This window comes from Flavobacterium sp. IC2-16 (genome assembly GCF_055521455.1).
Genome location: NZ_CM145480.1, coordinates 1,099,278 through 1,126,271 on the forward strand (window position 1 = coordinate 1,099,278; position 26,994 = coordinate 1,126,271).

General features: G+C 36.0%; 17 protein-coding genes. 6 read left to right on the forward strand and 11 right to left on the reverse strand.

Going from position 1 to position 26,994, the window contains the following annotated elements; translation table 11 throughout:
* Positions 1-97 precede the first annotated feature (97 nt).
* Positions 98-4,345, forward strand: coding sequence for a choice-of-anchor L domain-containing protein (locus ACZ1JT_RS04940; protein WP_465095049.1), 4,248 nt, complete (start codon positions 98-100; stop codon positions 4,343-4,345).
* Positions 4,346-4,460: 115 nt separating this feature from the next.
* Positions 4,461-5,507, forward strand: a complete 1,047-nt coding sequence (thiL, locus tag ACZ1JT_RS04945; RefSeq protein WP_465095050.1) for a thiamine-phosphate kinase — start codon at positions 4,461-4,463, stop codon at positions 5,505-5,507.
* 93 nt (positions 5,508-5,600) lie between these two features.
* Here the strand turns inward: thiL and ACZ1JT_RS04950 are convergent, their stop codons facing one another.
* Positions 5,601-7,142 carry a glycine--tRNA ligase gene (locus ACZ1JT_RS04950; protein ID WP_465095051.1) on the reverse strand — a complete coding sequence of 514 codons (1,542 nt, stop codon included), beginning with the start codon at positions 7,140-7,142 and terminating at the stop codon, positions 5,601-5,603.
* Positions 7,143-7,208: 66 nt separating this feature from the next.
* Positions 7,209-7,859, reverse strand: coding sequence for a hypothetical protein (locus tag ACZ1JT_RS04955; RefSeq protein WP_465095052.1), 651 nt, complete (start codon positions 7,857-7,859; stop codon positions 7,209-7,211).
* Positions 7,860-7,924: 65 nt separating this feature from the next.
* Between ACZ1JT_RS04955 and ACZ1JT_RS04960 the strand changes: the two genes are divergently transcribed.
* Positions 7,925-8,611, forward strand: coding sequence for a ComF family protein (locus tag ACZ1JT_RS04960; protein WP_465095053.1), 687 nt, complete (start codon positions 7,925-7,927; stop codon positions 8,609-8,611).
* A gap of 69 nt (positions 8,612-8,680) precedes the next feature.
* Positions 8,681-10,282, forward strand: a complete 1,602-nt coding sequence (locus ACZ1JT_RS04965) for an Ig-like domain-containing domain (RefSeq protein ID WP_465095054.1) — start codon at positions 8,681-8,683, stop codon at positions 10,280-10,282.
* On the opposite strand, the gene ACZ1JT_RS04970 is transcribed toward ACZ1JT_RS04965, so the two are convergent.
* The 5 genes from ACZ1JT_RS04970 to ACZ1JT_RS04990 form a co-directional block, all read right to left on the reverse strand.
* Complete coding sequence (locus tag ACZ1JT_RS04970; RefSeq protein WP_465095055.1) at positions 10,266-11,033, reverse strand: nitrilase family protein; 768 nt, start codon at positions 11,031-11,033, stop codon at positions 10,266-10,268. The genes ACZ1JT_RS04965 and ACZ1JT_RS04970 overlap by 17 nt on opposite strands.
* An 83-nt stretch (positions 11,034-11,116) precedes the next feature.
* Positions 11,117-11,878, reverse strand: coding sequence for a succinate dehydrogenase/fumarate reductase iron-sulfur subunit (locus tag ACZ1JT_RS04975; RefSeq protein WP_465095056.1), 762 nt, complete (start codon positions 11,876-11,878; stop codon positions 11,117-11,119).
* 90 nt (positions 11,879-11,968) lie between these two features.
* Positions 11,969-13,978: a fumarate reductase/succinate dehydrogenase flavoprotein subunit gene (locus ACZ1JT_RS04980; protein ID WP_465095057.1), complete on the reverse strand. Its 2,010-nt coding sequence runs from the start codon at positions 13,976-13,978 to the stop codon at positions 11,969-11,971.
* 3 nt (positions 13,979-13,981) lie between these two features.
* Positions 13,982-14,845, reverse strand: coding sequence for a succinate dehydrogenase cytochrome b subunit (locus ACZ1JT_RS04985; RefSeq protein WP_465095058.1), 864 nt, complete (start codon positions 14,843-14,845; stop codon positions 13,982-13,984).
* A gap of 158 nt (positions 14,846-15,003) precedes the next feature.
* Positions 15,004-15,873: a hypothetical protein gene (locus ACZ1JT_RS04990; RefSeq protein ID WP_465095059.1), complete on the reverse strand. Its 870-nt coding sequence runs from the start codon at positions 15,871-15,873 to the stop codon at positions 15,004-15,006.
* Positions 15,874-16,024: 151 nt separating this feature from the next.
* On the opposite strand from ACZ1JT_RS04990, the gene ACZ1JT_RS04995 reads away from it, so the two are divergent.
* Positions 16,025-17,317: an aminopeptidase P family protein gene (locus tag ACZ1JT_RS04995; RefSeq protein ID WP_465095060.1), complete on the forward strand. Its 1,293-nt coding sequence runs from the start codon at positions 16,025-16,027 to the stop codon at positions 17,315-17,317.
* A 94-nt stretch (positions 17,318-17,411) separates the two neighbouring features.
* On the forward strand, positions 17,412-18,194 hold the full coding sequence (locus ACZ1JT_RS05000; protein ID WP_465095061.1) for an alpha/beta fold hydrolase: 783 nt from the start codon (positions 17,412-17,414) through the stop codon (positions 18,192-18,194).
* Here the strand turns inward: ACZ1JT_RS05000 and ACZ1JT_RS05005 are convergent.
* From ACZ1JT_RS05005 to ACZ1JT_RS05020, 4 genes are all read right to left on the reverse strand, one after another.
* On the reverse strand, positions 18,186-20,948 hold the full coding sequence (locus ACZ1JT_RS05005; protein WP_465095062.1) for a PD-(D/E)XK nuclease family protein: 2,763 nt from the start codon (positions 20,946-20,948) through the stop codon (positions 18,186-18,188). The two genes, ACZ1JT_RS05000 and ACZ1JT_RS05005, sit on opposite strands and share 9 nt — an antisense overlap.
* Before the next feature lie 62 nt (positions 20,949-21,010).
* The gene (locus tag ACZ1JT_RS05010; protein ID WP_465095063.1) at positions 21,011-22,426 is read right to left on the reverse strand and encodes an OmpA family protein; all 1,416 of its coding nucleotides are present in this window, start codon (positions 22,424-22,426) and stop codon (positions 21,011-21,013) included.
* A 114-nt stretch (positions 22,427-22,540) separates the two neighbouring features.
* A complete protein-coding gene (gene kbl, locus ACZ1JT_RS05015) occupies positions 22,541-23,731 on the reverse strand; it encodes a glycine C-acetyltransferase (protein WP_465095064.1) in 1,191 nt (396 codons plus the stop codon).
* Positions 23,732-23,823: 92 nt separating this feature from the next.
* The gene (locus tag ACZ1JT_RS05020; protein ID WP_465095065.1) at positions 23,824-26,973 is read right to left on the reverse strand and encodes a UvrD-helicase domain-containing protein; all 3,150 of its coding nucleotides are present in this window, start codon (positions 26,971-26,973) and stop codon (positions 23,824-23,826) included.
* Positions 26,974-26,994: the final 21 nt, after the last annotated feature.

The window sequence follows — 26,994 nt, forward strand, 5'->3', positions numbered from 1 at the left end:
GGTTGTCGGTTTTTTTATGCAAAACATCTTTGAAACGACAGAACTTATTTATGAGAATAAATATATTTTGTATCTTTAATAGCCCCAGAAAATTTCTATGAAAAAGCTTACATTCATATTCCTTTTTTTATTTGGAAGTATCACGTATTCCCAAACAATTACTGTTGACAATACCACAAATTCGCCTGCCCAATTAGTCAATTTGTTATTGGGTAATTCTTGTGTTGAAGTTTCGAATATTTCGGTTTCTTCGACTCAAGCGGTTGCCTATTTTAATCAAAATGGATCGACATTTCCTATTACAGAAGGTGTTATAATCCGAAATGGTATTGCAACTCATACGCAAGGCCCATACACGGGCAATAATTTAAGCAGTTCCGTTACACCGACAGGAGATGCTTTTTTACAAAACTTAAGTAATGCTAACGGTGGAACAAGCCCTATAGTTGATGCTGAATATTTGGAGTTTGATTTTATTCCACTTTCAAATAGTTTTAGTTTTAATTTTTTGTTTGCTTCAAACGAATATGGGTTTTATCAATGTGAATTTAGTGATGTCTTTGCTTTTGTATTAACCGATTTGTCTTCTGGGGTTTCTAACAATTTAGCCGTAATTCCTGGTACAACAACCCCGGTTTCTGTAGCTACAATTCGAAATAGCGCCTATAATGATCCTTCAAGTCCGAACAACAATTGTGCATCGGTGAACCCTAGCTTTTTTGGAATTTACAATGTTGGAAATCCGAGTTCTGCATTGAACATGAGAGGACAAACGGTTGTCATGAACGCCTCATCAGCAGTTGTGCCAAATACCCCTTATCGAATTCGTTTGGTTATTGGAGATTATGCCAATTCGGGTTTTGATTCTGCAGTTTTTTTGTCGGCAGGAAGTTTTACAACTACCTTAGATTTAGGCCCCGATAAAATTATTTGTACTGGAGATACTTTTTTATTAGAAACAGGATTAGATAATACCTTTACGTATACTTGGTATGAAAACGGAACCCCTATCCCTGGGGAAACAAACTCATCATACACTGTTACTCATTCAGGAAGTTATTCAGTTGAAGCCGTAAAAGGTTCTTGTTTGATAACCGATACTATTGTATTTACCGATTTGGCTGTAAATAATCCTCAAAATTTACTAACGTGTAATACCGGTGCCACCACCTATACTTTTAATTTAACAAATAATGATGAAGCTGCTTTAGGGATAGACACAACTATTTACGATGTTGTTTATTTTGAGTCTCCTGCGGATATTACAGCTAATAACCCAATCCCTAGCGGTAATTTATCATCGTATTCTAGTTCTGGTGGACAAACAATATATATTAAAATTTTAAATACTTCTACAGGTAATTTTTGTGATGCTCAATATACATTCGATTTAATTGTTACCAATGCCGTTGTGGCTACACCTCCTAATGCAATTTCGGTTTGTGAAGGTCAAGGCAGTACCAATTATACATTTAGCGCAATCACTACTGATGAAGTTCTAAACGGTCAATCCCCAGCAAATTACACTGTTACTTATTACAATTCGGTTGGAGAAGCAACTTCGGGAACAAATCCTGTGGTTTCGGTATCAATTCCAAACGGAACGTCAACCGTTACAGTTGGAATACGAATGCAAGACAACTCAAATCCAAATTGTTTCGATGTCACTTCTGTAACTATTACAGTTAACCCATTACCCGTTGTAGATGATATTCCGGACCCTACAGAATGCAGTCAATATACATTACCTTCTATTGTTAATGGAACATACTATCTTTTGTCAGGAGGACCAACAACACCCGGTCAAGTACAATATAACGCAGGAGATATTTTAGTTGATGGAGGAACGTATTATATTTTTGTAGGTCCTGATGCAAATGGATGTACAAATGAATCTAATTTTAATTTAACTCTTATTGATGAATATGTACCTCAATTAGACCATTGCGGAACATTTATTGTACCAACACCTCCCCAAAATATTGGTAATTTTTACACACAACCTGGCGGACCCTTGGGTACGGGATCTATTGTTCCTTCTGGGACAGAATACATCAACACAACTGCAGCTACAATTACCGAAACGTTGTATTATTATGCTGAAGTAAATGGTGTTTTTTGTAGAGATGAGCAGTTCGTTTTTTACATTCATCCTTTACCTATAGTAGACGACCCAGCTGATGTAGTAAACTGTGATAGTTATATTTTACCCGCTTTGACTAATGGAAACTATTTTTCTGGACCAAACGGTTCTGGCACACCACTATTTGCTGGAGATGTAATAAGCGTAAATGGTCCAAATTTTCCTGGAATATATTATGTGTACAATCAACTTGCACATACAACAAGTTCTGGCGCTCCTGGGAATTGTGCACTAGAAAACCCTTTTCAAATTGATTTGGTTGACACCTCTGTATTTTCAGCAGTATCTGGTTGTGGTATGTACACATTGCCTGCGGTTGCTTTTGGAGGATATTATACTGCTCCAAATGGCGGAGGAACTGAGATAACAGATTTGAACATAACATCTTCTCAAATTGTATATTATTTTACAAATACGACTACGTTGCCGAATTGTACTTCTAACTTAAATTATAACATTACCATTAATCCTTTACCGCCAGTAGACACAATTGCTAGTGGAACCTATTGCGGTGAATTTATATTGCCTCCTTTAACGAACGGCACCTATTATACGTTATCGGGAGGACCAACGATTCCAGGACAAATTCAATTAAATGCAGGGCAAATAATCGATTTATCGGGTGTGAATTTATCGCCAGGCACATATTACATTTATAATGGTTTAGATGCTAATAATTGCGAAAACGAGTCTAGTTTTACAATAGATTTGAATCCTTTTCCTCCAACTGATAATGTTTTTAGCAGGACAGAATGTTTCCCCTATACAATTTCTACTCCAACAAATGGCACCATTTACACAGCCCCAGGCGGTCCTTCCGGCGGAGGCTCAGTAGTGTTGCCAACGCAGGTTTACAATTCAACACAAACTTTTTATTTATACAATATTGATACTACAACTGGATGTGAAATTAATCGACCATTTACAGTAACTTATAACGGAATCAATCTGCCAGATTATCAAAATGTAAATGTTTGTGAGTATGAGAATTATCAACTGCCTGCTTTAACGCATGTGGCACCAACTCCTTTTAATTATACAATTGGCTATTTTTATGATCCAACCGGAGTTAATCCAGTACCTCCTGGAACTATTTTCAATACACCGAATACAACTACCACCATTTATGTGTATGCAGTAAATGGCGATAGAATTATTTGTACACAAGAAGATAGTTTTGATATTATTGTTTCAGAAACACCCGATTTATCAACTTTAGGGTTAAACTTTCCTGTTGAAAAATGCGGAAATTACCAACTCCCTACTTTGCCAACTGTCCCGTATAACATTGGCTATTACTCACAACCTGGCGGTAATGCAGCCAATTTAATAACCAATTTAAACATTGTAAACACTACCAGAAATCCGGAAACATATACCTATTATCTGTATGGATCGGCTACAAATAATGCTAATTGTAACGATGAAATTTCATTCACTTTCACGGTATATCCTTTATTAGACATTACTTTACAAGGTGGTATTATTTGTGTTGATCCAACAACCAATGAAGCAACCAGAACTTATACAATCAATACTGGCTTAAACCCAGCATTATTCTCGGCGAACTGGTATCTTAACGGAAACTTAATGGGAACCGGTGTGAGCTATACCGCAAGTGCAGCCGGAACCTATACGGTAGACTTTATCAAACTAACTCCTGAAGTTGGTGCTAACTGTAATTACAACTCTACTACAGTAACTATTGAACAATCCAGCATTGCCATAGCTAGTTATACCCAATCTGGTGCTTTTGAAGATTTTATCGACATCACAGTACATGTTGATGGAGGCTATGGTGAATATTTGTACCAATTGGAAGATGGCCCGATACAGACTAGCAATATTTTTACTAATGTTCCTGCCGGTGAATACACTATCCATATATATGACACAAAGGCAAATTGTGGACAAACCGACTTGGTTGTTAATGTATTAAGTTACCCCAATTTCTTCACACCTAACGGAGATGGGATAAATGACTATTGGAATATTACCGGTCTAAAAGATCAACCCGAATCGTTTATCAATATTTTTGACCGTTATGGAAAATTCCTAAAACAGATTAGTCCGTCTGGAAAAGGTTGGGATGGAACTTACAATGGCGAAATGCTCCCATCTACAGACTATTGGTTTCAGGTTTTCTACAAACTCAATGGTGAAACAAGAGAGTTTAAAGCTCATTTTAGTATGAAACGATAAAACAAAACCCGATTGCAAATACAATCGGGTTTTTTGTTTGCACTATTACTTTGTACCTTTACAACCTTAAACTTAGCAACTCAGTAACTTTATAGCTTAGCAACTTTTTTAAAAAATGATTGAAGATAAAAATCAACAAAGAACCAGTATAGCGCAATTAGGCGAATTTGGTTTAATTAACCATTTAACCAAACAATTTGAAATTTCACAACCTTCTACTTTAAAAGGAATTGGGGACGATGCCGCCGTATTGAATTTTAACAACAAAAAAACAGTGGTTTCAACCGATTTGTTAGTTGAAGGGGTTCACTTCGATTTGGCGTATATGCCTTTGAAACATTTAGGTTATAAAGCGGTTTCGGTTAATGTATCCGACATTTGTGCCATGAATGCAACGCCAACACACATTACTGTTTCTGTTGCAGTATCCAATCGATTTCCATTAGAGGCTTTAGAAGAATTATTTGCAGGCATAGCTTTAGCTTCAAAAGTATATAATATAGACGTTATTGGTGGTGACACTACTTCTTCTCAAAAAGGATTGCTGATTTCAATTACCGCATTAGGTGTAGCAAGTGAAAACGAAATTATTTATCGAAAAGGCGCACAGGCTACCGATTTACTAGTTGTATCGGGCGATATTGGAGCGGCGTATATGGGTTTGCAAGTTTTAGAGCGTGAAAAACAAGTTTTTTTGGTCAATCCAAACAACCAACCAGATTTAGACAATTACACGTATTTAATTGAACGTCAGCTTAAACCGGAAGCTCGTATTGATGTTCGTGATATCTTAGAAAAACTAGAAATTAAACCAACATCAATGATTGATATCTCAGATGGTTTATCTTCAGAAATTATGCATTTGTGCAAACAATCCAATGTTGGATGTAATTTATACGAAGACAAATTACCTTTAGATCCTCAGTTTATTAATGTGTGTGAAGAATTCAATATTGACAGTACTACTGTTGCAATTAATGGCGGGGAAGATTACGAACTGCTGTTTACTATAAAAATGGAGGATTACGACAAAATTAAAGGAAATCCAAACTTCACTGTAATTGGCCATATGACACAGGAAAGCGAAGGAATTCATTTGGTTACGCGCGCTAACACAAAAATCGAATTAAAAGCAAGAGGGTGGGATGCACTTGAAGGTTAGAAATTAGATTTCGGAATTTAGAAATAAAAAAAACCCAGATTTCAATTATGAAATCTGGGTTTTTACTTATTACTTATTACTTATTATTCTAGATTACATCTTCATCAACCAGTTTCTCATCGAAACTTCATTGTTGATGATACCTCTTAGTTCTTCTATTTTAACTCGATCTTGTTGCATAGAATCTCTGTGACGTATGGTTACCGTTTGATCTTCTAGAGTTTGGTGATCTACTGTAATACAGAATGGTGTTCCTAAAGCATCTTGTCTTCTGTAACGGCGTCCCACAGCATCTTTTTCGTCGTAAGCTACATTGAAATCCCATTTCAAATCTTCAATGATTTGTCTAGCAACTTCAGGAAGTCCGTCTTTTTTAACCAATGGCAAAACTGCTGCTTTGGTTGGCGCTAAAACAGATGGCAAGCGCAATACTGTTCTTGTGGATCCGTCTTCCAACGTTTCTTCTTCTAAGGATTTCGAGAAAACCGCCAAGAACATACGATCTAAACCAACAGAAGTTTCCACTACGTATGGCACATAGTTTTGATTTAGTTCTGTATCGAAATATTGTAATTTTTTACCTGAAAATTCTTCGTGAGCTTTCAAATCGAAATCGGTTCTAGAGTGAATTCCTTCTAATTCTTTAAAACCAAACGGAAAATTAAACTCGATATCGGCGGCAGCATTAGCGTAATGTGCTAATTTTTCATGGTCGTGGAAACGGTAATTTGATGCACCTAATCCTAAAGACAAATGCCATTTCAAACGCGTTTCTTTCCAGTATTCGTAATATTTCATTTCTTCACCTGGACGCACAAAAAATTGCATTTCCATTTGTTCGAATTCACGCATACGGAAAATAAACTGACGGGCTACAATTTCATTTCGGAAAGCTTTACCGGTTTGTGCAATCCCAAAAGGGATCTTCATACGACCCGTTTTTTGCACATTCAAAAAGTTAACGAAAATACCTTGAGCGGTTTCCGGACGCAAATACAAATCCATCGCTGTATCGGCAGATGCTCCTAATTTTGTTCCGAACATCAAGTTAAACTGACGAACTTCGGTCCAATTACGAGAACCTGTTTCTGGATCGGCTATTTCTAATTCTTCGATTAAAGCTTTTACATCGGCTAAATCACCCGATTCTAATCCGCGGGCCATACGTTGTAAAATTTCATTCTTTTTAGAAAGATATTCCACAACTCTTGGGTTGGTAGAAACAAATTGAGCTTCATCAAAAGCTTCACCAAAACGGGCTTTCGCTTTTTCGATTTCTTTTTGTGCTTTTTGATTTAATTTTTCGGCATAATCCTCAATTAAAACATCAGCACGATATCTTTTTTTAGAATCTTTGTTATCAATTAACGGATCGTTGAAAGCATCTACGTGTCCCGAGGCTTTCCAAGTGGTTGGGTGCATAAAAATTGCAGCATCAATTCCCACAATATTTTCGTGCATTTGCACCATGGATTTCCACCAGTATTCACGAATGTTTTTCTTAAGTTCAACACCGTTTTGCGCATAATCATATACTGCGCTTAAACCATCATAAATTTCGCTCGATTGGAAAATAAATCCATACTCTTTTGCATGCGAAACTACATTTTTAAATAAGTCTTCTTGTTTTGCCATAGTGACGCAAAAGTATAAAAATAGCTTGGGAAAAAATAGTTTGAAAACTATCTTTTTAGAAGAAAATTAATTGACTTTTACAACTGTAGATGCAATTGTTTTGGAATCGCTAATTACATTGACTTTATATTCGCCGGCAATTAATTGGTATTGGTATAAATCTACAAAAGTACAAACATCGGTATCGAGATTATCGAAATACACTTCTTTCAAAATGCTGTACTTAGGATTATCACTCAAACCATTAAAAGTTGTAAGTCGGTTTTTTGGATTTAAAATTTGAATGTATACTTTTTTATTTCCTTTTTCAATTTCTTTGGTTTTTTCTAGGGTAAAGCAAATACGGAACTGATCGATTTTGGTAGAGCTATTGGTTTCAAAAACCTCACCATTTACCACACGAACCGAGCGAATATTAAAATTGGAAACCGAAAGATATTTTTTTTCGGGTTTTACTACTTTGGGCGTAACTTTTTCAATGCGAGAAACACTAATAACTTCAGGTTTTACCACAGCTTTAATCTCGTTAACGGAGTCATAACGCTGCAAAATTTCGGCAATCTGATTTTGATGAATAGTATTTTCTATACTCAATTTATCTTTTAGATTATCGTTTTGTTGGGTTGTTTTGTATAGCTTAAAAGAAACGATAAGCATTCCTACAAGCAAAAATCCGATGCTTGCAGACGAAAATTGACTGGATGATTTAAATGGCATTTGGGTTGTGGTATTGAAATAATTTTCAATGTACTTTTAAAATAATTTGAACTGAAAAAAAATCGATGAACGCCATAAAAAACTTGTTGAACTTACTTTTTCCTGAAAATTGTAAAGGTTGCAACTCGGCCTTAGGAAGCCATGAGAAAACCATTTGTTTGCATTGCAGACACAATTTACCTTTTACTACACACCACTTAACTTCTGAAAACGAAACCAAAAAAAGATTATACGGACGTGTTCCTTTAGAACATGCTTCTTCAATTGTTTATTTCAATAAAAAAGGAATAGTACAGCAATTAATTCATAATTTAAAATACCGAGGCGCTCAAGAGGTAGGAACTTTTTTCGGACATTACTATAGCGATATCATCAAAGAGTGCAACATCATTAAAACTGTAGATTGTATTATTCCGGTACCGCTTCATGTAAAGAAAAAAAGAGAACGAGGCTACAATCAGGTTACCACTTTTGGAAAATCATTGTCGGAAAGACTTGATATTCCCTTTGACGAAACCATTTTACAACGAAACCTATATACCAAAACACAAACCAAGAAAAACATTACAGCCCGAAACGAAGAAAAAAAGGAGCTTTTCCAGGCAAATTATTCAGCAGTACACCATGCCAAGCATTTCCTTATAGTTGATGACGTTATTACCAGTGGTGCCACATTGGAAGCTTGTGCCAAGGCCTTACTTGTAATTCCGGATGCTAAAATCAGTATAATCACAATAGCGTATGCTCAGTAATAAAATTGACAAAACATTTTATTTCCTCTAAATATAATTGTTATTTTGTGCAGATAATTGACTTTCAAAATGCTGAAATCTAAGTTTTCCTTTTTTCTTCTATCATTACTGGTTATAGTTACCAGTTGTGCAAAACGAGGCATGATAACCGGAGGTGCAAAAGACACCATTCCTCCTGTTTTAATTAATAGCAATCCAAAGAATTTCAGCACAAACTTTAAAGGCGACTTTATCAAAATCAATTTTAATGAATACATCAAGGTTAAAGACATTAGCAAACAGCTGATTATTTCTCCTCCAATGAAAAACGCACCCTATATAGTCCCGATGGGTAGTGCTAGTAAATTCATTACTATTAAAATTAACGATACACTTCAACCTAACACCACATACAGTTTCAACTTCGGACAAAGCATTACTGATAATAACGAAGGAAATCCTTTTTCGCAGTTCAAGTATGTTTTTTCAACTGGAGATTATATCGATTCTTTAAAAATGGGTGGCGTTATTAAAGATGCTCGCTCACAAAAAACCGATAGTTATGTTAACGTTCAACTATACGAAGCAGCTACTTTTAAGGATTCTACTATTTACAAAGAGCAACCGCGTTATGTGACAAATACATTAGATAGTGCAAAAACGTTTATTTTAGAAAACCTAAAAGAAGGAAAGTACTATTTAGTTGCCTTAAAAGACGACAATAACGATTATAAATTCAATCCGAAAAGCGATAAAATAGCTTTTTTTAAAAACCCCATAAACGTTCCAAACGATACTTTATACAAACTGGAATTGTTCAGTGAAAAATTAGAATTTAAAACTCAAAAACCTTCACAGGCAAGTTCAAACAAATTAACGATGGGTTATGAAGGAAATCCAAAAAACACCAAAGTAACAGTGAAAAACAACGGTGCTGATGTTCCTTTTGTACTCACTCAAATGCCTAAAAAAGATTCATTGCAAATTTGGATTCCAAAAATTAAAGCCGATTCCCTTCAAGTTGCAGTAAGCAATGGCTCATATCAAAATAAATTCAATAGTCGTTTTAAAGAAATGAAAACTACCGATACTTTATCGGTGAGTGCAAAACAATCTGGAACACTTGACTTCAGAGATTCGTACACGTTACAAAGTTCAACGCCAATAACAGCGATAAACAATGCTAAAATTAGCATCCAAAAGAAAGATTCTACAGCAGTAAACTTTACTTCAAAATACAATGAATTTACCCAAGAATTGGTTTTTGATTTCAAAAAAGAAGAAAGTGAAAAATATAAAATTAGCCTATTGCCAGGAGCATTGAAAGATTTTTATGAAAAAGAAAATGACTCTTTGCAATTTTCAATATCGACCAAAAAGTTAACCGATTACGGGAATCTTAAAGTTACCTTAGAAAATGTGAATCGTTTTCCAATTCTTGTTGAAATTCTAGATAATAAAGAAAATATTATTGCTTCTTACTATTCGGAAAAAGAAACCATCATCAATTTTGACACCATTGTACCACGACTTTACACCCTTCGCGTGGTTTATGACGATGATAAAAACGGCGAATGGACAAGTGGTAGCTTTCTTGAAAAAAGACAACCTGAAGAAGTTATCTATTTCCCTAAAGAGATTGACGTTCGTGCCAATTGGGATGTAGAGCAACCTTTTATTCTGACAAAGTAAAAGCATCTCTATCGTCTAAAAATCTAAATTTTTGACGGCTTTCAAGTAAGAAATCTTTATTTAATGTTACAAAAAATGTGTCTTCCTTATCGGTAGGTGCCAAACAATAACTTCCGAAACAATCTAAAACTTGCGAATGCCCTGGATATATATTGTTATTTTCATCATTCCCAATTCGATTCACGCCAATTACAAAACTTAAATTCTCTATAGCACGAGCTTTGAGTAAGGCATCCCAAGCCCCAATCCTTGGTTGCGGCCAATTGGCAACATAAATTAGCAAGTCGTAGTCGTTATTAAAACGAGAAAAAACTGGAAAGCGCAAATCGTAGCAAATTTGCAAACAAATTCGCCAACCTAAATAATTGACAATTTTCTTTTCATCACCTTTAGCATATGCATTGTGTTCACCAGCTAAAGAAAACAAATGTCTTTTATTGTAATATTCTATTTCTCCATTTGGAAACACAAAAACAAGTCGGTTAAAATAATCGTCATTTTCTTCAATTACCAAACTACCTGTAATTGCAATCTGATGTGTTACAGCTAATGCTTTCATCCACAGTAGGCTTTCACCATTCATCTTTTCAGCCACACGTTCTGGAGTCATTGTAAAACCGGATGTAAACATTTCCGGCAAAACAACTAACTCAACACTTTCTGGAAGCTCTTTGATTTTTGCATCAAAATAATTGCGATTTGCTTGTGGATTTTCCCAAATAAGAGGTGACTGCACAACAGCTATTTCCATGATGATTTTTTTATAAAAGTAATAAAATCAAAAAACGCATCCAACAAATTAGATGGATGCGTTTTATAATATATAGCTACAGTTTATTTTAAACTTGCTTTTAAATATTCTCTGTTCATACGAGCAATGTTCTCTAACGAAATACCTTTAGGACATTCGATTTCACAAGCTCCAGTATTGGTACAGTTTCCGAATCCTTCTTCGTCCATCTGACGTACCATGTTTAAAACACGCTCTGTAGCTTCAACACGTCCTTGCGGTAACAAGGCATATTGCGAAACTTTTGCGCCCACAAACAACATTGCAGAACCATTTTTACACGTAGCTACACAAGCTCCACATCCGATACATGCTGCCGCTTCGAAAGCCTTATCTGCATCTGGTTTAGGAACCGGAGTTGCATTAGCATCGATAGTTCTACCTGAAGTATTTACCGATACGAAACCACCCGCTTGCTGAATTCTGTCGAAAGCACTACGGTCTACTACTAAGTCTTTGATAACAGGGAAAGCTTTACTTCTCCATGGTTCAACATAAATTGTATCACCGTCATTGAACATACGCATGTGCAACTGACATGTTGTGATCCCTGTATCTGGTCCGTGTGCACGACCATTAATGTATAACGAACACATACCGCAGATTCCCTCACGACAGTCGTGATCGAACGCAACAGGCTCTTTTCTTTCGTTAACTAATTGCTCGTTCAATTGGTCTAACATTTCCAAGAACGAACTATCGGTAGAAACGTTATCCAATTTGTATGTTTCCATACTTCCTTTTTCTTTAGCATTCTTCTGACGCCAAATTTTAAGGTTTATATTGATGTTCTTTTTAGAAGCCATAATTTTTCACTTTTTGAGTTTTAGTAATCCGGTGTTAGTAATTCGCTTGAAACACCTTATCACTTTTCCCTTTTTACTAATCCCTAATTCTTATTTATAATTTCTAGCTGCGATTTTGATGTATTCGTATACCAACTCTTCTTTATGAAGCACTTCTTGATTGATGTCGCTGCCTTTGTATTCCCATGCACCAACAAACTTGAAGTTTACATCATCACGAAGTGTTTCGCCTTCAGCATCTTGATATTCTTCACGGAAGTGACCTCCACAAGATTCTTTACGCTGTAACGCATCCATCGCCATCAATTGCCCTAATTCCATGAAATCTGCCACGCGAAGTGCTTTTTCCAATTCAGGGTTCAATTCGTCAGCACTTCCTGGAACATATACATCTTTGTAGAATTCTGCACGCAACGCATCGATTTCAGCAACCGCTTCTTTTAATCCTTGCTCGTTACGTCCCATACCTACTTTGTTCCACATAATCAATCCTAATTTTTTATGGAAATGATCTACAGATTTAGTTCCGTTATTGTTCAAGAACATATTGATTTGCTCGTTCACACGGTTTTCTGCTTCCACGAATTCCGGTAAATCTGTAGAGATTTTACCGGTACGAATTTCGTCAGCTAAATAATCAGAAACCGTATATGGCAATACGAAATAACCATCCGCTAAACCTTGCATCAAAGCAGAAGCTCCTAAACGGTTCGCTCCGTGATCGGAGAAGTTCGCCTCACCAGCCACAAAACATCCTGGAATGTTCGTTTGTAAGTTATAATCAACCCAAACACCTCCCATGGTATAGTGTACCGCTGGGTAAATTTTCATTGGGGTCTCGTATGGATTTTCGTCGGTAATTTTTTGGTACATGGTAAATAAGTTACCATATTTTTCCTCCAACCACTGTTTTCCTAAAGTCGTAATTTCTTCCTGTGTAGGATTGTGGTTTCCTTTAGCGTATGCAGCTTGTTTTCCTTTAGAGATAATCTCTGAAGAGAAATCCAAGTACACTCCTTCATTAGTATCGTTTGCTTCAATTCCGAAACCTGCATCACAACGCTCTTTAGCCGCTCTGGATGCCACGTCACGTGGAACCAAGTTACCAAACGCAGGATATCTACGCTCTAAATAGTAATCTCTATCTTCTTCCGCAATTTGCGTTGGTTTTAATTTCCCAGCGCGGATTGCTTCTGCATCTTCTTTTTTCTTAGGAACCCAAATACGTCCTGAATTACGAAGCGATTCTGACATCAATGTCAATTTCGATTGGTTCGTTCCGTGTACTGGAATACAAGTCGGGTGAATCTGAACATAACAAGGATTTGCGAAGAATGCACCTTGTTTGTGGATTTTCCATGCTGCAGTTACATTCGACCCCATTGCATTAGTAGAAAGGAAATATACGTTCCCGTATCCACCTGATGCAATAATAACAGCGTGAGCAGAGTGTCTTTCAATCTCACCAGTAATCAAATTACGAGCAATGATTCCACGCGCTTTTCCATCTACTTTTACCAAGTCTAACATTTCGTGACGGTTGAACATTTGTACACGTCCTAAACCGATTTGTCTTGATAAAGCTGAATAAGCTCCTAGCAATAACTGCTGCCCTGTCTGACCTGCTGCATAGAACGTACGTTGTACTTGTGTACCCCCGAACGAACGGTTGTCTAACAATCCGCCGTAATCACGTGCGAAAGGAACACCTTGTGCCACACATTGGTCAATAATGTTAGCTGAAACTTCCGCCAAACGGTGAACGTTTGCTTCACGTGCACGGTAGTCACCACCTTTAATTGTATCATAGAATAAACGATAGGTACTATCGCCATCGTTTTGGTAATTTTTAGCTGCATTGATACCTCCTTGTGCTGCAATCGAGTGTGCACGACGTGGAGAATCTTGAAAACAGAATGCTTTTACATTATATCCCATTTCGCCAAGAGAAGCTGCTGCCGAAGCACCTGCTAGCCCTGTTCCTACAACAATTACATCAATTTTAGGACGGTTATTTGGAGCAACAAGTTTTAAATGGTTTTTATGATTAGTCCATTTCTCTGAAATAGAGCCTTCTGGTATTTTAGAATCTAACTTCATATATTAATGCTTTAGAATAAAATTGAAATGAATACACACAGGAATAATTGCGAACAATAACGGAACAATAACCGCAAACAATTTTCCAAATGTTTTAATAGCAGGTGTAAACTTATTGTTTACTCCTAAAGATTGAAAAGCACTTTGAAAACCATGCCATAAATGGAACGCTAAAACTCCCATTGCCAATACATATAACAAGGTAAAAATCAAACCATTTTTAGGATGTTGAAAAAAGGCAAACGTAATTTTATGCAAATCTTTGTATCCTTCCCCTACTTTAATTTTTGCTTGAGTATTATAAAAATCTTTTCCATGATCTACATAAAGTTGAGCACCTGTTGTTTCAGCTTCTTTAAAATCTTTAGCTACTTGCATAACAGGAATATATGAACCTGCAGTGGTTACATACAAATCTTGCTTTTGCCCCATCATTTCAACCGTTGTTTGATAAACCGGCATTTTTTTATCGAAATGCATTACAGCCCAGAAATTCACCATATGAGTGACGATGAACACTAAAATTAACGTTCCCAAAACAGCCATGTTTCTTGATGAAAAACTACTGTTCGCAGAAGGATTGCTTTTAGCATAACCAATTGGTCTCGCTTTAATGTTTTGATAAGTCAATAAAAACCCGTCAAATGCGTGAAACAAAATTGAGAAGTAGGTTAAATAGGATAATAATTTTACTGCTGGATTCGACGTCATGAACAATGCATATTGATTGAATTGCAATGCATCACCAAAAATCAATTGTAGATTTCCAGCCAAATGACCCGCCAAAAACAAGCATAAAAATAAACCTGTAAGAGCCATCCAATATTTCTTTGCAATGGATGACTTTAAAAGTGCAGATTGTGCCATAGTATTTGTTTAGTGTAATAGTTTTAAAAAAATCAAACAAAAATAAGGGTATTTGATTGTCTTCGCAAGTATTTACCTCTAATTTATAATGAATTTAAAAACGCTTTTTTACAAAATAAAAAAACCATTCTGTTGAATGGTTTATATACTTGAAAAAATTAATTGTGACTTGGAATCAACCCTCTCAACCCCATATCTACAACATTTTCACCAGCTCCAGGTTCGTATTTACCATCTGCATTAACTTCTTGCCATTCAAAACTATTATTAATAGATAACGAAAGTGTAACGACTATATCTCTGGATTCATTTCCTGATATCACTAAATTGTTTGCAAACTGACCTGTAACCACACAAGAACCTGCTGGAATTGGAGAGGTTGCCGATAACGGATTTGGCACTGTTGTAGCACCAGCTGGTGCTTGACCTGATGTTGAATAATCAAAACCTTGCAATCCAAATGCCCAATAACCTTGATCACGATTACCATTAACAGTAAACGAATACCCTCCAGAACTGAACGTAGTAATATAATTTCGGAATCCAACAAAACTAGCCAATGTTCCAACATATTCTGTTCCACCACTCAACACATTAATATTATAGTTTTGATATGATAATGAGCAACGCACCCATTCATAGGTTCCAGGCGTAATATTTTTTAGAGGTATAGACAGAAACGCTTCTCCTTCAGCAACGATTTTTGCTTTACTGAAATCAATGGCATTAGCGCCTCCTGCGGTAGTTTCTGGTGCATGATATAAAATTTCTCCATCACCTAACAAAGTTGTAGCCGTTGGCGATAATTCCAAATAATGGGAACTGATTTTATTAAACGAAGGCGATTGAGCAGCATGCCCTGCTGGCAAAGTTGAAGGATTTCCTAGGTTATCCAAACGTACTTGAGTTGGATCAAATTTAAATTTTACAACCAACATTGGTTCTTTTTGAAGCTTATCATCTTGATCTTCACACGAAGCAAATAAGACGCCAAATAACAATATCCCTAAAATTCGTTTTACTGTCATAATTCACATTTTAATAGTATTTCATAAATATAAAAAGTTTTATTCACACTACAGGTACTGGCAAAACAATAATTTTAGGCTTACCTTAACGGCTTTTGAATGTAAAGTTGTTAAATTTGAATTCTTTTATCTTTTTAAATTCATTAACCTTATGAAATACCATCAAATAGACCGTAGTTTATTCATTAAAAATCGCAACAAATTCACGGCACAGATGAAGCCGAACAGTGTAGCGGTTTTCAATTCCAACGATATTTATCCGGTTTCTGCCGATAGTACTTTGCCTTTCGCACAACACCGCGATATCTTTTATTTGTCGGGAGTAGACCAAGAAGAGAGCATCTTATTACTTTTTCCAGACGCGCCATACGAACACTTAAAAGAAATTTTATTTTTAAGAGAAACCAACGAACATATTGCAGTTTGGGAAGGAGAAAAACTTACTAAAGAGCGCGCTTTTGAAGTTTCTGGAATCAAAACTGTAATTTGGTTGCAGGATTTTCACAAGACGCTAAAAGAAGTAATGACATATGCCGACACGATGTACATTAACACTAATGAACATTATCGTGCAACCATTGAAACCGAAACCCGCGAAGCCCGCTTCATCAAATGGTGGAAAGAAAACTATCCGGCTCATAAAGTAGAAAAATCGAATCCCATTTTACAACGTTTGCGTTCTGTAAAAGAAAGTGAAGAAATTGATTTGATTCAAAATGCGTGTAACATTACCGAGAAAGGAATCCGTCGTTTGCTATCGTTCGTAAAACCCAATGTAATGGAGTACGAAATCGAAGCAGAGCTGGCCCATGAGTTCTTAAGGAACCGTTCAAAAGGTTTTGCATACACCCCAATTATTGCTTCCGGAAACAACGCTAATGTGTTGCACTATATCGAAAACAACCAACAGTGTAAAGCCGGAGATTTATTATTATTAGATGTGGGTGCAGAATATGCAAACTATTCTAGCGATCTAACCAGAACTATTCCAGTTTCGGGTCGTTATACCGACAGGCAACGTGAGGTGTACAAAGCCGTTTTGCGTGTGAAAAACGAAGCAACCAAAATGTTAGTTCCGGGAACCTTATGGAAACAATACCATGTAGAAGTTGGCAAAGTAATGACATCCGAATTATTAGGCTTAGGTTTAATTGACAAAGCCGATGTACAAAACGAAAATCCGGATTGGCCAGCCTACAAGAAATACTTTATGCACGGAACATCACACCATTTAGGTTTAGATACGCACGATTATGGTTTATTGCACGAACCCATGCAAGCCAACATGGTCTTCACCGTGGAACCTGGAATCTATATTCCGGCAGAAGGTTTCGGAATTCGTTTGGAAGACGATGTCGTGATTCAGGAAAAAGGAGAACCATTCAATTTAATGCGCAACATTCCAATAGAAGCAGACGAAATTGAAAGTTTAATGAATGCTTAATTTTTCAGTCGAAGTCACAATATAAAATATTAAAAACGGCCACTTTTGTGAGCCGTTTTTCTTTTAGCACATTAAATAGTATTTTTGTATCCACATGAATCACATCCTCCATAAAAATACTAAAATTGCGTATTCCGAAACCGGAAAAGGAACGGCCGTAGTTTTACTTCATGGGTTTCTTGAAAATTCAACGATGTGGGATTTCTACATTGCTGATATTGCCAAAAAATACCGTGTAATTAACGTCGATTTATTAGGTCATGGTCAAACCGAATGCTTAGGCTATGTGCACACTATGGAAGATATGGCCGATATGATTCACGCCGTGCTTCATGAACTTCGCATTCGAAAAGCCATTTTTGTTGGACATTCCATGGGCGGCTATGCTGCTTTGGCTTACGCCGAATTATACCCAGATGCTGTAAAAGGAATTGTTTTATTAAATTCCACATCACGTGCTGATAGCGATGAAAGAAAGCTAAATCGTGACCGCGCCATTGTTTGTGTCAAAAAAGATTATTCGGCATTTATCCGCATGTCGATTGCCAATTTATTTAGCGAAGATAATCGTGAAAAACTAATTGACGAAATCGAAGCGGTAAAACTGGAAGCCTTAAAAACACCACTTCAAGGGATTGTAGCGGCTTTGGAAGGCATGAAAATACGAAAAGATCGCGAGGTTCTTTTGCATTTTGCACCATATCCCGTTATGCTCATTCTTGGTCAAAAAGACCCCGTACTACCCTACGAAGACAATATCGAACAAATTGAAGGCACCGAAACCCAACTCGTTTCCCTTCCTGATGGCCACATGAGTCATATTGAAAACAAAGACATTCTTGGCAAAATATTATTAGATTTTTTTAAATCAGTTTAGTTGCTCTTCAAACGGAATTTCAGCATTAAGTATTTCGGTTATTAATGTTACCATTTCGGTTATAAAAGCGTTCATTATATCTGTTGTAATGATTGTTTGCACATCTTTACCTTCTTTAAATCCGAAAGGCAAAAAACCTGCTTTCATATTTTTAAAAGAAATAATTCCAGCTTCCATCTCCATACCATTAGTTTGGTTTTCAAACATAAAAGCATAACACAACAACTGAATAATTTTATCGTTTTTGATATCTAATGACAATCCGTTCCAATCTTTCAACTGTACGTTTTTTAGTTCAACTTTGCCGGTTTTGTAGTCTATAATTCTGATTTTTCCGTTACGTTGTTCAATTCGGTCCACGTTTCCAGCTATTTTTACTGGAAATGGTAAACCCTCATCTTCTATAAAACGCTCCAACGATGTTTCAAGCGCTAAAACTTTTACTGCATCCCCAGCAGTGATATTCTTTTTTTCTTCGTTTAAAAAATTAAACACATTTCGTTTAGCAACTTCAAAAGCTAATAAATTTTTTCCCTTTTTTATTTCACCTTCTTTATACACTTCTCGAAATTGCTTTTCAACTTCGATATTTGCTTTGCTTAGCATTTCATCAATTGCATTTTCCGTTAAAAACTGATTTAAAAAAGGTTTATACAACTCTTCTAAAGCTTCATGAATAATTGTCCCCAAGGTATTCAAAGCGATGTTTTCTTCGACTTCATCCACTTCAGAAATACGCAAAATACGCTGGTTATAAAATTGAATTGGATTACGAATATAACTAGTTAAACCCGAAGGCGAAAACCCTTTTCCTGTTGCAATTTCCTTTAATCGTTCTTGAACGCGAGCAGACTTTGGCACTACAATAGGTTCATATGCTTTGTCTGGCAAATAGGCATTGTAAATTTTATGGCTTTGAACATGATTGGCTTGTTTTTCGATTTCCAACTGCGTGATAAATCGACTTTTTTCGCCAGCATCTAAACCTTCACTTTCGGTGTTATACAATAAATAAATATTCTTAGCGCGCAGTAGCAAATGGTAAAAATGATAACAATAAATGGCATCTTTCTCTTTGTACGTTGGAAGTCCGAGTTCTTTTTTAACATCGTAAGGAATAAAAGAATTCAACGATTTTCCTGCCGGAAAGACCCCTTCATTCATGGATGTAATAATAACATTTTCAAAATCCAACACCCTACTTTCTAAAACTCCCATGATTTGCAATCCGGATAACGGTTCCCCTTCAAAAGAAACTTCAGCTAAATCAACCACCTGCTTGTATATGGACTGCAACATGGCAATCGAATTAATTCGATGATACTGCTCCTGATAGCTAATAAGTTTATTAATGGTTTTGAAAATGGAATACAAAAAAGCTTTGGTTACTTTTTCTTCTTCAGAATCATTACTAAGAAAAGACTTAATTTTCAATAAAATATCCGACAAGCGCTGTAAAATTTCCAAAACCGAAATATCCCAACGATCAAACAACAAATGAAACAACGGTGAAGCTTCTGCTCCAATTTCAATTAATTTCTTTTGCGAAAGAAAAGTTATGTTGTTTTGATTCATACTTCTAATAACAGTAGAAGCATTTGTGTAGGGTTCAATTAAAGGATGAGTTAAAACATCCAAAACTTCTTTATAATAATAAGTATAGCTTTTTTCACTACGTTGTATAGCGTTAGCATGCAGCTTAAACAATTTGTTTACAAGAATTTGTGCAGGATTGTTTTTGCTATTAAATCCCATTGTAATATTCAAACTCTGTACCGAGTTTGGGAGCGCATACAAAGCAGGAATAAGTAAATTTTCTTCACCAAGCACCAAAGCAGTTTTATCTAAACTTGAACCATTCTCTTGGATTTGCTCGATAATTTTACCGGCAATTTTAGCCTGTCCAATAGTTTTTGGAGTACCAATTATTTCAATGTTTTTAGAAGATGAAAATTCATTTACAACCCATTCAAATGGCTGTGAAGTATATTGTTTCCAATCTCTTTTAAAACGTCTGATAAACAAACCGGCATCATGCAAATTGTCGTTTAAAAAAACAGCATCAATATCCCAATAAATTTTAGCTTGTTCATTAAATAAAAGCTGTTGAATAATTTTTTCTTCCGCTTGATTTAATGCATTAAATCCAGCAAAAATGAGTTGCTTATCACCTAAGCTGTCTGCAAAATAATTCAAATTTTCGACCGCTTCACGATAAATGAGTCCCTGATAACCAATACCTTTATTTTTAAGATGCTGATAAAAAACTTGATAATATTCAGGAAGTCTGCTCCAAAACTCTAAATGATTATCTATGAGTTGTGTGGTTTGAGAAGGCTCTAAATCCCAACGCTTTAAAACCTCAATATCTTTCAAATATGAAAAAACATGATCTGGTTTGAGCAAGTAGCGATCAATTTCGTTAAAATCTTGTAGCAATGTTTTTGCCCAATTGGCAAAAAGTTCAAATTCTTGTAGCTTTTCAACTGGTGTAAGTTCAAGATATATGTTATAGAATTCGAATACTAGTTCAATACTGTCACACGAACGAATACCGGCAACATTTTGAATAAAATCTTCGATACTAATAATTTCTGGAGCGAATGTAGCCTTTGGCAATTGTTTTTTTAAATCTTCCAATAAAAAAACTTTGGCTCTTTTGTTTGGTAGTATGATTGTTAGCTCTGAAAGGCTGTTCAAATGATGTTGAACAATTTCGTGGCTGATCTTATCGAGAAAGGTAGCATTTGTCATGTTATAAAAATAAAAAAACGCCCCGATAATCGGAGCGTTTTTCTTAATTTATTTAGATGTGATTAGTTAGCTAATTTAACCTCTACACGTCTGTTGTTTGCTTTACCTTTAGCAGTTTTGTTAGTATCGATTGGTTTAGACTCACCGTAACCTTCAGAAGATAAACGATCAGCAGCAATACCATGCTCGATTAACCAGTTTTTAACTGCAGCAGCTCTGTCTTTAGACAATTTCAAGTTCATAGCCTCAGGACCATCAGAATCTGTGTGTCCTTCGATAGAGAATTTAGAGCTTGGATACTCTTTCAAGATCGCAGCAATAGACTCTAATACTGGCATAGTTTGTTTTTTGAAGCTTGATTTACCAGAGTTGAATAAGATAGTTTTAGCATAGTCATTCAATCTCTTAATAGCATCCTCGTCAACTTCAGGACATCCGTTGTTAGCAACAGTTCCTTTAACTTCAGGACATTTATCATCTTTATCAGCTACACCGTCACCATCAGTATCAGGCCAAGGACAACCAGCGTTTTCTTTAGGACCTTTAACGTCAACACATTTGTCATCTTTATCAGCTACACCGTCTCCGTCAGCATCAGGACAACCGTTTAATGCTGCTGGACCAGGTACATCAACACATTCATCGTCTTTATCTAAAACTCCGTCACCGTCAGTATCAGGACATCCGTTTAATTCTTTTGGACCGAATACATCTGGACAAGCATCGTCTTTATCAGCGATTCCGTCTCCATCTTTATCAGGACATCCGTTGAATTCTTTTAAACCTGCTTCTTCTGGACAAGCGTCATCTTTATCATAGATTCCGTCTCCATCTGTATCTTTACCTCCAAATTTGAAAGTAAGACCTGCAAAATGTTGTAAGTGAGTAGCAACATCTACATTTGGAGTTCTTGTATCGTCAAATGAATGTTTGTAAGTAGATTGGAAAGACAAACCAACTTGGTCTGAGAACCAAAAAGTTAACCCTAAACCTCCGTTTACAGTTCCTGCAGATGCATCACCTAAGAATGTGTAACCTCCACCAATGTGAGCAGATGGATCTAACCATTTAGATTTTAACATATCCATGAAGCTATATTTGATAACCCCATCAATACCGTAATACATTAAATCCCCTGGATTAGTAACCACATATTCTTCATTTGGTAAATCATCATGAAATCTGTAGTTTACAAATTTGTTGATTTTGTTTACTGATCCAGTTACTCCAAATGAAAACCCACTTCCTACGTATCTAGATACGTTTAGATATGATACTGAAGGGATCATGTTCCAATACCTTTTTGCATTGAAATACTGAGAAAACTGATCTTCAACTTTAGAATCAGCACTCACTCTACCACCATCCACTGCATTCGCACCGAATGAGATAGCCCATTTGTTATTGCTATCCTGTGCTTGAGAGTTCAACCCTGCAAACATAAGAGCCGCAACAAATAATTTGTTTAGATGTTTCATACTTTTTTTATTTAATTACAATACGTTATAATTACGACAAAAATAATAGGTTAAATGTTAACTACAAAGGATTTCGTTAAAAAAATCGCATTTTCTTACTAAAAAAATGTTTATTTATATCACACCAAGACTTTTTCCAACTTCTGTAAATGAAGATATTGCCTTATCCAAATGCTCTTTACTGTGTCCAGCAGACAACTGAACTCGTATTCTTGCTTTCTCTTTTGGAACAACCGGATAAAAGAATCCGATGACATAAATTCCTTTTTTCAACAATTCGTCTGCCATTATCTGTGAAAGTTTAGCATCGTATAACATTACAGGAACAATTGCCGAATCACCATCGATGATGTCAAACCCGGCTTTTTTCATTCCTTCTTTAAAATAATTGGTATTCCATTCGAGTTTATCGCGTAAAGATGTATCTTTTTCCAACAACTCAAAAACCTTAATCGAAGCTCCTACAATAGAAGGTGCTAAGGAATTAGAAAACAAATACGGACGAGAACGTTGACGTAAAATTTCGACAATCTCTTTTTTAGCAGTCGTATAACCACCCATCGCCCCACCTAAAGCTTTTCCAAGTGTTCCTGTAATGATATCCACACGTCCCATAACCCCTTTAGCCTCTAGTGTTCCTTTACCAGTTGCTCCAATAAAACCAGCGGCATGGCATTCATCAACCATTACCATGGCATCATACTTATCGGCCAAATCACAAATTTTATCCAAAGGAGCTACTAAACCGTCCATAGAGAAAACCCCATCTGTAACAATCAACTTGAAACGACGACCTTCAGCATTGGCTTTTATCAATTGCTGTTCTAGGTCTTCCATGTTATTGTTTTCGTAACGGTAACGCGCCGCTTTACACAAACGAACACCGTCTATAATTGACGCATGGTTTAAACTATCGGAAATAATACAGTCTTCTTCACCTAATAAAGGCTCAAAAACACCACCATTCGCATCAAAAGCAGCCGCATACAAAATGGTGTCTTCCGTTCCATAGAAATCAGCGATTTTTTGCTCTAATGTTTTATGAATATCCTGAGTTCCGCAAATAAAACGCACAGACGACATTCCGAAGCCATGCGAATCTAACGCATCTTTTGCCGCTTGCACCACTTCTGGATGAGATGATAATCCTAAATAATTATTTGCACAAAAATTAAGAACGGTTTCTCCATTAACTGTGATCTCCGCACCTTGAGGAGAAGTAATGATTCGTTCTTTTTTGTATAAACCATTTTCTTCAATCGATTTTAATTCGTTTTGCAGGTGATTTTTAATTTTTCCGTACATGTTTTTATGTGTTTGTTCGTTTGTTTAATTATGTGGGATGTGTAAATCGCAATATCAATACGTTTTGATTTTTATTTCTTCTTTTCACAAAGTCACAAATGTACTATTTCTAATTTTTCTCCAATATATACAAGTGCTTTTTTCTCCACTTCAAAACCTATTTCTTCCAAAGCTTGTCCATATTCAAACAATTGCTTTTCATACTTAGCTTGATGTGTACCAGTTTTGTAATCTAAGAGATACGCTTTATTACTATGAACAGCAACACGGTCTGGTTTAAGTGTAGTTGCTCCAGGCATGATGATATTTTGTTCATTGTACACCTTTTTATCAGCCGAAAAGAAATCGGCAAGCGCTTCATGATTCACAATATCGGTTAGAATTTTCAACACTTCCTCTTTTTGAGAAGCGGTAATCAATCCGTTTTCTACAGCTTTAACAACAGCCAAATCTATATCGGTATTGTTTAGCACATACGATAAAATTTCATGCATTACATTTCCAAACTCAATAGCTTTAATTTGATCGGTTCCCCACATTAATGCTTCGCGCTGGGCTATTTTTATTTTTTTGGGATCAAAAACTTCCTTGACAATTTCAATAGTTGGTTGCTTTTCCTGATTTTCTTTGGATTTTGAAAGCCTTTCTTTATTCCCAAATTCAAATTCGGAAACAGTTTCCTGATAAACCCCTTTAAAATCTAAATAGCGTATAAAATACGATGACATATTATTAGTAAGTTCTCCTTTAGCTGTCAAATTTTTACTAGAGATAACATGCAGCTGTTCTTCAGCACGTGTTAAAGCCACATACAAAACATTGATATTATCTAACAATTCTTCTTGATTGCGTTCGTAATATATCTCGGAAGCCTTTTCGCCATATTCGGCCACTTCTTTTTTAACATCAACCAAGGCTTTGGGCATGTTCAATGTTTCATCGTCTAAATCGAGCCACATTTTACTTCTTGGCTTTTTGGCGTAATCTTCTTCTGCGAAAGGAAAAATCACAACTGGAAACTCTAAACCTTTCGACTTGTGAATGGTCATAATCCGCACGGCATCATTTCCTTCGGGTGAAGGAATACTGAATTTCGAACCGTTATTGTTCCAATAGTCCAAAAAATCAACAATACTTGACTGTGTCCGAACGTCACGCTCCAAAACCAAATCCATGAAATATTGCACATAAGACACTGTACTCTTCTCTTTAATAAACGTGGCAATAATAATTTCTACCGCTTCATACAGTGATTTTTTACGGCAATTGGTAAATGAAATAACAATTCTAAAACTTTTCAACCATACTTCCAGTTCTTCTTCCGAAAGTTTTGTCATTCCTGTTTCAATGAAATCATGAATAGGAAAGTCGGTTTGCTTATATTTTGCCACAAAGTACAACAGTGCCGCTTTAGCTTCTTTATCATTATTGTTTTTCAGATAACGAAGCACATTCAGAATCAGTTTAACTTCAGTAGCATTTTCAATTAATAGTGTTTCCGAAGACAAAATAGGAATATCGTTTTCGGTTAAATAATTTGCCAGCGCCACGCCTGAATCCCTTTTACGAGTTAACAACACCATATCTCGATATTGAAACCCTTGCGCTTTCACTTTTTCTATTGTAGCCAAAGTAGCCTTTAAATACAACTGAGTCTTATCTAACAACTCTTCTTCATCGTCACTGGAGTTTTCCACTTTTGGAATAAATGAAATACTAACATAACCTCCAGTTTTATCATTAATTTCTTGGTGGCTTTTATTTCGATACAAATCTTGATAGTCTTCGTTCAAAAATTCATCGGATAGCATTGCAAAAAAAGTATTGTTGAATTCGATGATTTCGGAATAGCTTCTATAATTTTTTCCTAAACGTACTAGCTCTTTACTCGGATTGGAAAATGGATTTTCAGTTTTACTAAGTCCTATAAATTGCTCGGCTTTTCCGCCACGCCAACGGTAAATCGATTGTTTAGGATCTCCAACTATCATAAGAGAACCTCGAGTTCCTTCTAAATCTTCAGAAGCTAATGCATTGTCAATTAATGGCACCAGGTTATGCCATTGCATTTCTGAAGTATCTTGAAACTCATCAATAAAAAAATGCTTGTACCGTTCCCCTAAACGTTCATAAATAAAAGGTGCGGGCTGATTTTGTATTTCGTTATATATAATAGCGTTAAATTCGGAAATCGATAAAATATTCTGGTCTTTCTGAATAGTTTCTAACTCCTGTGCAATGGAATTAAGCAACGACAATGGGGTGATGTTTTTCTGAAAAGCGATATAAAAATTCATTTTTTCATAATTTGCATACACCTTCGCCAAAATCGCAATCAGCTCTGGCGCTATACTCTCAATTACAGCTTTATCTTTTGCACCTTTTTTTACAGCAATCGATTCTGTATCCCTAAACTTATGGTTGTTGGCTCTAGAATCTTTATTCGCAATAAAAGCTAAATGTTTTGGAAATGTTCCGTATGGAAATGACGCATCATCCACACCGTTTTCACCCAACAACGCAATTGCTTGATTCGCCAAAGATGCAGAATCTTCCTCTAGTCCCTTAATTGCTTCATTCAACTTTTGTTTTATTACCAAAAACTCGTCAATCGTTTTTTCGTGAAAATGGGTTATTTCATTACGATTGTTTTCGTTAACCAGTAACTTACTAACATCGAGCAATTCATGCGTAACATCCCAACTTTTATCACTATCGGTTTTATCTAAGGAAAAATCGACTAAAATTTTGGTAAGCAATTCATCTTCCCCCGCTTTAGCTATAATAGCATCTACCGCTTCTTGTAAAAGCAAATCGGTTTCTAATGACACATCGAAAGTAACCGGCAAATTCAGATCGTGTGCAAAGGCGCGAATAACCTTATGAGTAAATTTATCTATCGTAGAAATATCGAACGCCGCATAATTATGGATGATATTCTTAATTATTGCTTTGGATTTATCTTTAATAGTTGCTAGTGAAAGTTTGGTTTCTGAAGCAATATCCTTCATGAAATCAAATGCTTTCCCGTTTGGAGTTTCCTTAGAAAATTCATGTAACGCATACACAATTCGGGTTTTCATCTCCTCAACAGCTTTGTTGGTAAAAGTTATAGCCAGAATTTTTCGATACGCATCATTCGTATTGGATTGTAAAAGAATTATCAAATATTCTTTAACCAAAGTATAGGTTTTTCCAGATCCGGCTGAGGCGTCGTATATGGTAAAGGCAGGTTTATTCAAATTAAGAAAGCGTTAAATTGA